Annotated in this window: 9 protein-coding genes and 1 pseudogene; 4 read left to right on the forward strand and 6 right to left on the reverse strand. The window is 71.3% G+C overall.

The features are described from left to right. Positions 1-1,560: pseudogene (locus GA0115259_RS05195) on the forward strand (hypothetical protein); the annotation flags it as partial. On the opposite strand, the gene GA0115259_RS05200 reads toward GA0115259_RS05195, so the two are convergent. The 4 genes from GA0115259_RS05200 to GA0115259_RS05215 all read right to left on the reverse strand — a co-directional run bounded on the left by GA0115259_RS05200 (position 1,530) and on the right by GA0115259_RS05215 (position 6,339). Then, a complete protein-coding gene (locus GA0115259_RS05200) occupies positions 1,530-3,947 on the reverse strand; it encodes a right-handed parallel beta-helix repeat-containing protein (RefSeq protein ID WP_093591514.1) in 2,418 nt (805 codons plus the stop codon). The pseudogene GA0115259_RS05195 and the gene GA0115259_RS05200 overlap by 31 nt on opposite strands. 211 nt (positions 3,948-4,158) lie before the next feature. Further along, positions 4,159-4,767, reverse strand: coding sequence for an Rv1733c family protein (locus GA0115259_RS05205; protein ID WP_093591517.1), 609 nt, complete (start codon positions 4,765-4,767; stop codon positions 4,159-4,161). 158 nt (positions 4,768-4,925) lie between these two features. Then, the gene (locus tag GA0115259_RS05210) at positions 4,926-5,843 is read right to left on the reverse strand and encodes an MOSC domain-containing protein (protein ID WP_093591520.1); all 918 of its coding nucleotides are present in this window, start codon (positions 5,841-5,843) and stop codon (positions 4,926-4,928) included. 22 nt (positions 5,844-5,865) lie between these two features. After that, positions 5,866-6,339: a DUF6643 family protein gene (locus GA0115259_RS05215; protein WP_093591523.1), complete on the reverse strand. Its 474-nt coding sequence runs from the start codon at positions 6,337-6,339 to the stop codon at positions 5,866-5,868. A gap of 250 nt (positions 6,340-6,589) precedes the next feature. On the opposite strand from GA0115259_RS05215, the gene GA0115259_RS05220 reads away from it, so the two are divergent. Beyond that, entirely contained in the window at positions 6,590-7,870 is a 1,281-nt protein-coding gene (locus GA0115259_RS05220; RefSeq protein ID WP_093591532.1) for a TerD family protein, read from the forward strand. A gap of 38 nt (positions 7,871-7,908) precedes the next feature. On the opposite strand, the gene GA0115259_RS05225 is transcribed toward GA0115259_RS05220, so the two are convergent. Next, the gene (locus GA0115259_RS05225) at positions 7,909-9,129 is read right to left on the reverse strand and encodes a glycosyltransferase (protein ID WP_093591526.1); all 1,221 of its coding nucleotides are present in this window, start codon (positions 9,127-9,129) and stop codon (positions 7,909-7,911) included. A gap of 58 nt (positions 9,130-9,187) precedes the next feature. Here GA0115259_RS05225 and GA0115259_RS05230 point away from each other — a divergent pair, with 58 nt between their 5' ends. Then, positions 9,188-10,093: a glutamate racemase gene (locus tag GA0115259_RS05230; protein WP_256097911.1), complete on the forward strand. Its 906-nt coding sequence runs from the start codon at positions 9,188-9,190 to the stop codon at positions 10,091-10,093. A gap of 225 nt (positions 10,094-10,318) precedes the next feature. Beyond that, positions 10,319-10,879: a hypothetical protein gene (locus GA0115259_RS05235; RefSeq protein ID WP_093591538.1), complete on the forward strand. Its 561-nt coding sequence runs from the start codon at positions 10,319-10,321 to the stop codon at positions 10,877-10,879. Positions 10,880-10,936: 57 nt separating this feature from the next. On the opposite strand, the gene GA0115259_RS05240 is transcribed toward GA0115259_RS05235, so the two are convergent. Next, the coding region (locus tag GA0115259_RS05240; RefSeq protein ID WP_141716457.1) for an O-antigen ligase family protein at positions 10,937-11,672 on the reverse strand (736 nt) is incomplete at its 5' end.

The following is an 11,672-nucleotide window of genomic DNA, read 5'->3' on the forward strand; positions in this document are numbered from 1 at the left end:
CGTCGACGGCCGTGCCGGGCCGGCTGCTCCAGGCGGCGCTTCTCGTCTGCGCGGCCGTGGTGCTCTGGGCGGTGTGCAGCAGAGGCCGCAGCGAGCGCCGGCGCGATGCCACGCTCGACCGGATGCTGATCACCCGGCTGCCCGCCGGCGCGCTCGCCCTGCTCGTCCTGTCCATGGTGTACGCCGCGTGGTCCAGGCCCGGCTGGGTCTCCAGCGGTGTGCTGCCCGGCGACATGACCTTCCGGGTGATCGCCCTCGCACAAGTCGCCCTGGTCGTCGCCCTCACCGTCACCGCCCATGCCCTCCACCGTCGCGCTCCGCACCCGAGGACCGCGATGCGTGGCCTCGGCGGACCGGCCGTCGCGATGCTCGCCTGCGGGCTGGGCGGTGTGATGACCGGCGGAGTCGCCCAGCGTGTCGCCGACTGGCTCGACGGGGACGCCACGCCCGGGATGGGCGGCGGCGCGATCGCCGGTCCGCCGGTGCTGCTGAGCTGGCAGGCCTCGGTCATTCCCGTACTGCTCGCCCTGCTGCTGGTCCCGGCCGCCGTCCTCGCCGTACGTACCGTACGCACCACCCGTGAGCTGGCGGACGTCGTCGAGTCGGAGTACGGCAAGGTGACCGCGGACTCCATCCGTACCCAGCAGGTGGCGGGCGCCCGTGCCAGGGCCATGCTCACCGACGCCGCGCCCTGGCTGGTCGGTCTGATCTCCGGTGCCGCCCTGCTGCTCGGCTCCGCCGCGATCGCCGGATCCTGGCTGAGCGGCGAGGTGCCGGGCCAGGCCGCGAAGGGCGCCGACTCCTTCGTGGAGTCCGTGGCCGACACCGCGCAGGCGCTGGGCTCCTGGCTCGTCGGCCTCGGTTTCATCCTCTTCGTCACCTGGGGCCGCCGCGCCTACCGTGACGCCTCCGCCCGGCGCACCATCGGCATCCTCTGGGACGTGGGCACCTTCTGGCCGCGCGCGGCCCATCCCTTCGCACCGCCCTGCTACGCCGAGCGCGCCGTGCCCGACCTCACCTGGCGGATCACCTCCTGGACCGCGCGTACCGGCGGCCGGCTCGTCCTCTCGGGCCACTCGCAGGGCAGCGTGCTGGCCGCGGCGGCCGTCTGGCAGCTTCCCCCCGCCACGCGCCACCGGGTGGCGCTGCTGACGTACGGGTCACCGCTGGAGCGGCTGTACGGCCGCTGGTTCCCGGCGTACTTCGGCGCGGGACCGCTGAGCGATCTGAGCAGGGAAGTGCACTGCTGGCGCAATCTGTGGCGGGCCACCGATCCGATCGGCGGACCGGTCCGGGTGCCCGCCGAGGGCGACCGTCCCGAGGTGGACCTGGGACCGCTCAAGGATCCGCTCGCCTACGGCCGTACGACGCTGCATCCGCTGCCCGAGCCGGTCCTCGGACACTCCGACTACCAGGCGGACCCGGACTTCGCCGCGGAACGGGCCGCGCTGCTCGACCGGCTGCCTCCGCCGGTGGTGCCGCAGCAGCGAGCAGCCCGGCAAACAAGGGAGTGAGCAGGGGAGCGGCGCTCAGGGCAGTTCGGGCAGATCGTCCGCGTAGAGCAGCGTCAGATCGTCCGTGCTGGTCTCCGGCAGCTGGGCGACTCGGCCCGCGTGCCGCTCCACCATCGACTCGAACGTCTGCCGCGCGGTACGGCCGTTGCCGAAGGCGGGCCCCTTGGGCAGCGCTGTGAAGTACTTGACCAGTGCCTCGGCCGTACCGTCGCCCAGCCGGTACTCCTGCTCCTCCGACTGCTGGCGCACGATCCGCAGCAGCTCGTCGGGCTCGTAGTCGCTGAAGGTGATGGTCCGTGAGAACCGTGACGCCACGCCCGGGTTGACCGTCAGGAAGCGCTCCATCTCGGCCGTGTACCCGGCGACGATCACCACGACAGCGTCCCGGTGGTCCTCCATCAGCTTCACCAGGGTGTCGATCGCTTCCTTGCCGAAGTCCCGCCCGGAGTCCTCGGGAGAGAGGGCGTACGCCTCGTCGATGAAGAGCACTCCGCCGCGCGCCCGGTCGAAGGCCTCCTGCGTACGGATCGCGGTGGAGCCGATGTGCTCGCCGACCAGGTCCACCCGGGAGACCTCCACGAGATGGCCGCGCTCCAGCACTCCGAGGGAGTGCAGGATCTCGCCGTACAGCCGGGCCACCGTCGTCTTGCCGGTGCCGGGAGAGCCCGTGAAGACAAGATGGCGGCGGACCGACGCGGCCTTGAGGCCCGCCTCCTTGCGCCGTCGGCCGACCTCGATCATGTCGGTCAGCGCACGGACCTCCCGCTTGACGCTCTCAAGACCGACCAGCGCGTCGAGTTCCCCGAGGACCTCCTCCGAGGAGCGCGCGGGCGCGGTGCCCGGGACGGCGTCCTGTGCGGTTGCGGGCGTGGACGAGGTGGCGCTCTGCGTGGGGACCGCGCCGAGCAGTCCGGTGGTCTGTGTCGCGGTCAGCACGGTGGGCGGCTCGGACGACGGAGCCAGTACGCCGCTCTCGTCGCTGGTGCAGTCCTCGGCGGTCGGGCCGTTCTCGGCGAACTCGTAACCGCCGCGCGCGCACCGTTCCGTACGGCACCGCGTGAGCGTCGTACGGCAGCCGTCCATCACATGGAAGCCGTAGCCGCCGCCGCCCGTCACCCGGCAGTTGTGGAAGGTGCCGCGGCCCTCGGCGGAGACATAGAAACCGGCCTCGGCGGACGAGGTGACCGTACAGCGCTCGATGGTGGGATCGGCGCCCTTGGTGACGATGACACCGGTCTGTACGGAGTCGATGGTGCAGGAGTTGAGCGTGCCGCCGCTGCCGTGGTCACGGAACCAGGCGCCGGTGGAGGCCTCCCTGATCCGGCAGTCGTCGAGCTGCGCCGTCGCGCCGTCGCTCACCGACACCGCCGTGTTCCGCACCTGGGAGATGTCGCTGTCGACGACATCGGCGCGCGAGCCGCGGTCGAGGACGAAGAGCGCGTCGGGCACGTCGTGCACCCGGCAGGAGTCGAGGACGACGGTCGCGCCGTCACTGACCCAGACGGCCGGATAGTCGCCCGTACTGTCGTGGATCTCGCACTGGTTGGCGTCCACGCGGGTGCCCGGGTCCCAGACGGAGAGGCCGTTGCGGCCGAAGCGGCGCACCGTGGAGCGGGTCAGTGTCAGCACCGAGCGGGAGCGCAGATCGACCGCGTTCTCCGGGATGTCATGGATGTCGCAGTCGGAGAGGGTGAGCACGGCGTCGGTGTCCAGGGTTATCCCGTCGGCCGAGGTGCGGTGCACGGAGGAGTCGGTGAGATGAGCGGCGGCGCGGGACGTCACCTGCACACCGGTGCCCTTGATCTCGTACACCTCGCAGCCGATCGCCTCCATCCCGCTGCCCTCGCCGGTGACGGACAGGCCCGCGCCCGAGGCGTGGTGGATACGGCAGCGCTCCAGCCGGGGATGCGCGCCGCCGCGCACCGAGACACCGGACCGTCCGGCCGCGACGACCTCGCACTCCTCGAACACTCCGCCCGCGCCGTCGAGTACGCCGATACCGACACCGGCCGGGTTGTCGACGGTGCAGCGGCGCACGGTGGGCCGCGCCGCGCCGCGTACCTCTATGCCGGCCGCCGAGCGGGTGACGATCCGCAGTTCCGTCAGCTCGGGCGCGCCGTCCTCGACGAGCAGCGCGGGCGATGTCGCGTCCTGGCCCTCCACAAGGAGGTCCTGGATGGTGGCGGAGGCACGGACGGTCAGCGGGACGCCGTCGGCGGGCGCGATACGTACGGAGCCGGCCGAGCCCTCGGGACCGCGCAGCGTGACGGCGCGCGCCACGACGAGATTCTCCCGGTAGGTGCCGGGGGCGACGGTGAGGATGTCGCCGTCGCCGGCCGCCTCCAGGGCGGCGGCGAGGGACGCGTACTCGCCCGTGCGGCGCCGCCAACGCGATGTTCCGGAGTGCGTCACCTGGACCGTGCCCTGTGCCATGGCGCTGTTGTGCCCCCACCTCGTGCGTGTGCGCGTGCTGTGCCGTCCCGGGCGCCGGCCCCGGACCCCGGCCGCAAGGGCGGACCGGGCGGCACCACCGTAGCGCGCATGACACCTCCGAGTTGACGCGAGAGGCCGCTCTGGGACGGGACTTCGCCACGGCGCGGGTGCCGTGTCCTAGGTGTGGCCCGATCCGGAGAACAGGTGCGTGTTAGCTGCCCGCGCCCATACGGCCCCAGTCCGGGCCGGCTTTGGCCCAGGCCCGGTCGAGGTGCTCGTACCTCCGCTGTACCAGGCGCCATACGATCAGCCGCCTGCCGCACTCCACCAGACCGGCCGCCAGCACACCGGCGCCGAGACCGACAAGAACGGCGTGGCTGCGCGCGCTGTCCGCGTTCATCGGCGGCTTCACCGGTCTGCCGCGCTCGTCGGCCCAGATGCCGAAGGTGTCGCCCGCCCGGGGCTTGCGCGAGGGCGCGGAGACAAGGCCCGTACGGGAACTGCCGTCCATCGTCCGCCAGGTGGCGATCACCTTGCTGCTCGTGTCGTGCTGCGCGGCCGACTCGGCGTCGAACGGGACGGTATGGCGCTCGGTGGAGCGGCCGACGACCATGGCGGTCGTCCGGTGCCGGTGTTCGTGCTGGAACCGGACCGTCTCGCGCAGCGACGCGTCGACGGCGTTCCCGCAGAGCCAGCCTGCGACCGGAGCGGCGAGCGCGAACAGCCCTACCGCCGCCAGCGCGACCCATGCCTCGATCAGATCCGTCCCTCTGCGCAGGGGGTTGCGCCGCCAGCGCCAGAGTCCCAGTATCGTGCGCACCGTTTCGCACCCCCTTCCGTGTCCGTTTTAGCCGCGGGCAGCACGGTTTACGCGCGATGAGTGCGAAGAGAGAGCAAGCTCACTTCGTTGTCCCCTGCACTCAAAGCCGGATGTGCCGGGCAGGTTGGGCACCACAGGATCAGTCGGGAACGACGGGATCAGTCGAGCACCGTGAACGGATCGCCCACCCGGAGCGCGCCGGTGGACTCCGGGACGAGGTTCTGCCCGAAGATCAGCCGGCCGTCGAACTTGCGGTACCGGCCGAGGGTGCGCAGCGGCTCCTTGCCGCGCTCGGCGGTCCGCTGGTCCGTGGTGGTGACGACGCACCGCCCGCAGGGCCTGGCGACCCGGAAGGTCACCTCTCCGACGGCGACGCGGCGCCAGTCGTCCTCGGCCCAGGCCGCTGTCCCGGCCACGACGAGATTCGGCCGGAACCGGTCCATCGGCAGCGGACCCTCCTCCGTGTGATCCCCGTCCGCGATCCAGGAGTTGAGGGCGTCGAGCGAGGCGAGCGTGGTGACCAGCAGCGGAAAGCCGTCCGCGAAGCTGACCGTCTCCCCGGGCCGCGCGAACTGTGGATCGACGGGCCTGCGCGAGGCCGGCGCGTCGAGATGGACGAGCCTGACCTCCACCCCGAGGTACGTGCTCGCCCAGTCGTGCGCCTCGCTCCCCGCGGGCACGGCTTCGACCTTGGTCCCGAAAATGTCCACCACGACGGTGCCGGTGCCCCCCGGCTCCGGTTCCTCTTCCACCGCCCGCGGTTCGAGGACCGTCAACGGCTCAAGTCCTGGCGCGTGCAGCCGGATCCCGCCGTCCGGCCGCGGCTCGGCGCGGGCCAGGGCCAGCCGTGGCCGCTGGCGCTGCGTGACCACCTTTCCCGTGCCGTCGATCAGCGTCCAGCGGCGGTCTCCGGCGAGCCCCCAGGGCTCGACGAGCGCGCGCTCCGGCGTACAGCCGGCCATCGACTTGACCGGATGGACCCGCAGGGCGTGCAGAACCGACAGGGCCGGCTGGGCTGGTCGTACCGACTTGGCTGGTTGAGCTGGTTGGACTGGCTGATGGACCGGCTTCGGCATGAAGCCATCCTGTCAGCAGCCCTCAGTACCCCCGCGTCTGATAGGGCCGGTTGTACGGGTCGTCGTACTGCGTGGGCGGCGCGGGCGCCGGACGCGGAGCCGCCGGACGCATCGCCTCGTAGCCCGTACCGGGCATCGGACGCTGCGGCTGGGGCTGAGGCTGCGGCTGGGCGGCCGGGTAACCACGCGGCGGCACCTGCTGCGGTATGTACGGCGCGGGCGCGTGCTGCAACGGCATGGGCTGCTGCATCGGCGTCGGCTGCTGCTGGTAGCCGCCGTACGACGGTGTGGGCTGGGAGGGCGCCGCGGGAAGGGCGGGCAGCGCGGAGGGCAGAGCCGGCAGATAGCTGTTGCCGGTGTCATAGGCGGAAGGCACTCGGATCGGCGCGATCTGAGGCGTGCCCCGCTCCGCGACCAGGGAGTCGTAGATAGGGGTGTCCGGGAACGACGGCGCGGTGTAGTAACCGCCGCCGTAGGTGGCGCGGGGGGAGGTCATGGAACATAAGTTAAGCCCACGATGTGCCGGTTGGGGAGTCCGATAAGGGGGTTCTTTGGGGAGCTGTGGGAGACTTCGGATCCCCAATGCGAGCGAACATGGGAAAAACGGTCGTCCGAAGATGTTCGGATCGTGTAAAGGGCAAGCTAGCGGGGGGTTACCGACGGGTCTCGCGGGTCCGAACGGCGTTCCTGCCATTAGGTTGGCGGCACGAAATCTTCGGACACCCCGACCCGCGATGGGGGCGAGCATGGCCATGCTTAAAGGAGCCAATCTGCCGGTACCGGTGCCTGCTGTCCGAGTCGAATTGGGATGGCGTTCAGGACCCGGCGTACCGGACGTCGACGCGTCGGCGCTGCTGCTCGTCTCGGGGAGAGTCCGCTCCGACGCCGACTTCGTCTTCTACAACCAGCCGGTGCACGCGTCGGGCGCGGTACGCCACGAGAACAAGACGAGCGGCGGAGCCGGCGTCACGGACACGCTCACAGTCGATCTCGCGCGTGTGGAGCCCACCGTCGAGCGGATCGTCCTGGCGGCGTCCGCGGACGGCGGCAGCTTCGGACAGGTGCCCGGGCTCCATGTACGGGTGCTGGACGCGGCGGCGGGCACCGAGATCGCGCGGTACGACAGCCAGGACGCGACCGTCGAGACGGCGTTCGTCCTCGGTGAGCTGTACCGTCGCCAGGGGAGCTGGAAGTTCCGGGCGGTTGGGCAGGGTTACGACAGCGGACTCGCGGGCCTGGCGACGGACTTCGGTATCTCGGTCGACGAGCCGACGCAGCACTCCGTACCTGCGGCACCTGCGACGCTCACGGCACCTGCGGTGCCCGCCCGGACCGTGCCGGCCGCGTCACCGGCTCCCGCGCCCGCCGCGCCTCCCGCTCCGGCTCCCGTACGGCTCAGCAAGGTGACACTGACCAAGGAAGCCCCGACCGTCTCGCTCGCCAAGCAGGGCGGCAGCTCCGGCGCGATGCGTGTGAACCTCAACTGGCAGGTGCGCAAACAGTTCAAGGGCTGGGGCGCCAAACTCGGCCGGGCCGTCGCCATGCATGGTGATCTCGATCTCGACCTGTGCGCACTCTATGAACTCACCGACGGCCGCAAAGGCGTCGTCCAGGCACTCGGCAATGCCTTCGGCGCGCTCAACCAGCCGCCGTACATCCATCTCGACGGCGACGACCGCACGGGCGGGAGTGCCAGTGGTGAGAACCTCACCATCAACCTCGATCACAAGGACCGACTGCGCAGGATCGTCATCTTCGTGACGATCTATGAAGGCGCCCGCAGTTTCGCGGATCTTGACGCGACGGTCACACTCCAGCCGCAGCACGGCGCTCCGATCGACTTCTCACTCGGTGAATGCACCGTGCCCTCCACGGTCTGCTCACTGGCGCTGATCACCAATACCGGCTCGGACCTCGTGGTCCAGCGGGAAGCGCGCTTTCTCGTACCGGAACGCGGCGTCAGTCCGCAGCGAACCATCGATTACGCCTATGGCTGGGGCATGAACTGGACGCCGGGCAGGAAGTGACGTACGCGCGCCCGCTCCGGAGTCGCCGGACCGCGCCGTCAGCGGTCCGGGGCCTCCGGAGCGGCCTGTGGGCGGGTGTACGTACGGCCTTTCCAGGCCGCGCCACGGCCTCGGCAGTGCTGTACGGCGGAGTCGACCGTCATCAGCAGATAGAGCGACGCCGTGAGCGGCAGGAGCGGGGCCAGCCAGAGCGACTGCCGGTAGTAGCACAGCATCGGGATGTACGTGCCCGTCATCACCGCCCACGCGGCGAAGCCCAGCCATCCCGCCGCCGTGTCGCCGCCCAGCACACCCGCGCCCAGCGCCACCGGCGGTACCAGATAGATCAGCGCGAGACCCGCCACCGTCCCGAGGAGCACCAGCGGATTGTGTCTGAGCTGCGCGTAGGCGCTGCGCGAGACCATCCGCCAGAGATCGGCCAGCCGTGGATAAGGGCGCACACTGTCGACGCGTTCCGCGAGACCGAGCCAAATGCGGCCTCCACTGCGCTGTACCGCCCGCGCCAGTGACACATCGTCGATCACGGCCTGATGGATCGACTCGGGCACCTGTGCGCGCACGGCGGCCTCCGTACGGAGGAGGACACAACCGCCCGCCGCAGCCGCCGTACGACGGCCGGGACGGTTGACCCAGCGGAACGGATAGAGCTGCGCGAAGAAGTACACGAACGCCGGTACGACGAGCTTCTCCCAGACGCTCGCCACCCGGAGCCGCGCCATCTGTGAGACCAGATCGAGGTCATGCGCCCGGGCGGCGGCGACCAGCTCCCGCAGACTGTCCGGCTCATGGGCGATATCGGCGTCCGTCAGCAGCAGATACTCGGGGCCGTGGGCGCGCGCCAGCGCGATGCCGTGCCGCAGTGCCCACAGCTTTCCGGTCCAGCCGGGCTCCGGTTCGCCGGGGGAGGCCACCGTCAGCGGCAGCCCGCCGAGCCGCGCGGACAGCTCGCGGGCTAGCCCGCCCGTACCGTCCTCGCTGCCGTCGTCGATCAGGAAGATCTCGGCCTCGCCGGGATACGTCTGCGCCAGCAGGGACGGCAGGCTCTCGGGAAGTACCGCCGCCTCGTCCCTGGCGGGTACGACGACGGCGACGGACGGCCACCGGGCACGGGCCTCGGCCGTGCCCTCGTCGCCCTCGTCCGCGTGGTAGGGCTCGTGCTCGGGGAGCCGCTGGTCCGTACGCCAGAAGAATCCCTGACCCAGCAACAGCCAGCCCCATATGGCCAGCGAACCCATGGCGATCCAGGCAACGGCACTCATTCGCCGCAGTCTGCCCCACATCAACGGGACCGCACACGCGGTCGACTATGGTGACCGGGTGAAGATCGCGCTCATGGACTCAGGCATCGGTCTGCTCGCGGCTGCCGGCGCGGTACGGAGGCTCTGCCCCGAGGCCGATCTCGTCCTCTCGTCCGACCCCGACGGCATGCCCTGGGGACCACGTACTCCGCGGGACGTCACCGAGCGCGCGCTCGTCGTGGCGCGCGCCGCGGCGGAGCACCGTCCCGACGCGCTGATCGTGGCCTGCAACACCGCGACCGTGCACGCCCTGCCGACGCTCCGCGCCGAACTGGAGCCGGGACTGCCGGTGATCGGTACGGTCCCGGCGATCAAACCGGCCGCGGCGGGCGGCGGGCCGCTCGCGATCTGGGCCACTCCGGCCACCACCGGCAGCCCGTACCAGCACGGACTGATCCGTGACTTCGCGCCGTCCGTCGGTGTCACCGAGGTGCCCTGTCCGGGGCTGGCGGACGCCGTGGACGCCGCCGACGAGGCCGCGATCGACCGCGCGGTGGCCGCGGCGGCGGCGCTCACACCGCGCGATGCAAGGGCCGTCGTCCTGGGCTGCACCCATTACGAACTGGTCGCGGAACGTATCCGTACGGCCCTTCGGCGGCCCGGTCTGCCGGATGCGGTCCTGTACGGCTCGGCCGACGCGGTCGCCGCGCAGGCGCTCCGCAGGATCGGTGAGGGCGGTGGTGCGGGGGCCGGGTCCGGAGACGGCCGCGGCTACGGCTATGGAGTCGACCGGGTCCTGGTGACATCGGTCACGTCGACGGGACTCTCGGACGGCGCGATGGGCGGTTCCTCGGGCAGTCCGGCGGGTCGTCCCTCGGGCGGGCGGCTGACGGTGCTGCTCAGTGGTCGGGAGTCCGTGCTCCCGGAGCCCGCGCTCGCCTACGCGGAGGGCCGGCTGCTCGCCGCCGTCGACCAGCTGCGCTGACCCGCGCCGAATCGCGCCCCTACCCGCGCAGACTCGCGCTTACCCGAACGGAGCATGCTCCGAAGAGCATCCGGAGTACGTCCGGAGCGCCTGCTGGACGCTTGCGGGAGGCGTACCGTACGACCGCTGACCGTGTACGGGCTCGTATGAAGCGCGTCCGGGGTAACGCCGCATCAGGTTGTGGAGGGACTACCGGTGCACCGGAACCTGGGTACTCTGCAAGACATGAGGGAGCACCCCCGGCATGAGGGCCACCCCGATGAGCCCGTGCCCGACACCTGGACAGGCCGCGCCACCAATCGTGCGCAGTGGCTGCTCGCCGCCGCCGGCGCCGCGTGTATCGCGCTCGGGATCGTGCTGGCCGTGGAATCCTCCTGGTCCTCCGGATTCGCCGCCCTGCTGATGTCGGTCGTCGGCTGTGTGGCGGTGGGACTGCTGATCCTCTTCGGCACCCTGGCGTTCGTACATGTCGCGGTCCGGGTGGAGGGCGACTGCCTGGAGGTGCGCTGCGGACATATGGGCCTGCCGCGCCGCCGTATTCTGCTCGCCCATGTCGTGGACGCCGACTTCGCGCCGAGAGTCACTCCGCGCCAGTGGGGCGGCTGGGGCTATCGCTGGCGGCCCGAGATGGGCACGGCCGTGGTGGTACGCCGTGGTGAGGCCCTGGTGCTCAAGCTGGGCGACGGCAGGATCTTCACCGTGACGGTGGACGACGCCGAGTCCGCGGTGCGCTTCATCCGCAGCCGTCTGCAACTCGCGCCCAAGTCCAACGCGGCGGGCATCTGAACGCGGAGGTACGTGCCTGGCACCGGCCTGGGCCGGCCGGGTCGGGCCCGTAGCCGTTCAGCCGGGCCCGTGGCCGTGGGGCCGTTCTCTCGTGTCCGGTGCCGTTGATGTGTGCGCTGATGTGATGGACGACACAGGAATGGCGTCGGCCTCCGGTCTCGCCGTGGCCAGGCCCGCGAGCAGACCCGCGCCCGCCGTCACCGGAGTGAAGCTCAGCGCGTTGCCCACGCTCGCCACGGTGGCGAGTGCCGTCAGCGCGGTACCGGCCGTGAGGACCACCTGCGTGGAGCACGCCGAGCGCGCCAGCCCGTACAGCAGCCAGCCGAACACGGCGCCCAGCAACAGGACTCCCACCACTCCCTGTTCCGCGGCCTGCTGGAGCGCCGCCGAGTGCGGTGTGCTGTCGCTGTCCAGCGACTGCGTCACGGTCGGACTGAGGTCGCCGAAGCGGTCGGGTCCCGAGCCCAGCAGCGGGTGCTCCTTCGCCAGTTCGGCCGCGTCCTGCCACAGCGCCACCCGGTGCTGGGTGAGCTGGCCCTCCAGCGAGACCGAGAGCCCTTCGGGCAGCACCTGCTCCGCCACCGCCCACGACGCGCCCACCACCAGCGCCGTGACCAGGGCGAGTCCGGCGAGCCCGGCCACCCGCCGCCGCGTCCTGGCCGCCGCCAGCGAGCACAGCGGCACTCCGAGCACCGCGACGAACCCGGCGACCGAACCGAACAGCAGCGCGGCACCCGCGATTGTCACCGCCAGCAGCGTCATGGTCAGCCGAACGGATGACGGGCCGGCCGCC

The sequence above is a fragment of the Streptomyces sp. MnatMP-M17 genome (assembly GCF_900091995.1).
GTDB lineage: Bacteria > Actinomycetota > Actinomycetes > Streptomycetales > Streptomycetaceae > Streptomyces.

Coding starts and splice junctions, on each gene's coding strand:
- GA0115259_RS05200 (WP_093591514.1), bottom strand. CDS start 3,947: ATGGCACAGGGCACGGTCCAGGTGACGCACTCCGGAACATCGCGTTGG.
- GA0115259_RS05210 (WP_093591520.1), bottom strand. CDS start 5,843: ATGCCGAAGCCGGTCCATCAGCCAGTCCAACCAGCTCAACCAGCCAAG.
- GA0115259_RS05215 (WP_093591523.1), bottom strand. CDS start 6,339: ATGACCTCCCCCCGCGCCACCTACGGCGGCGGTTACTACACCGCGCCG.
- GA0115259_RS05220 (WP_093591532.1), top strand. CDS start 6,590: ATGGCCATGCTTAAAGGAGCCAATCTGCCGGTACCGGTGCCTGCTGTC.
- GA0115259_RS05225 (WP_093591526.1), bottom strand. CDS start 9,129: ATGAGTGCCGTTGCCTGGATCGCCATGGGTTCGCTGGCCATATGGGGC.
- GA0115259_RS05235 (WP_093591538.1), top strand. CDS start 10,319: ATGAGGGAGCACCCCCGGCATGAGGGCCACCCCGATGAGCCCGTGCCC.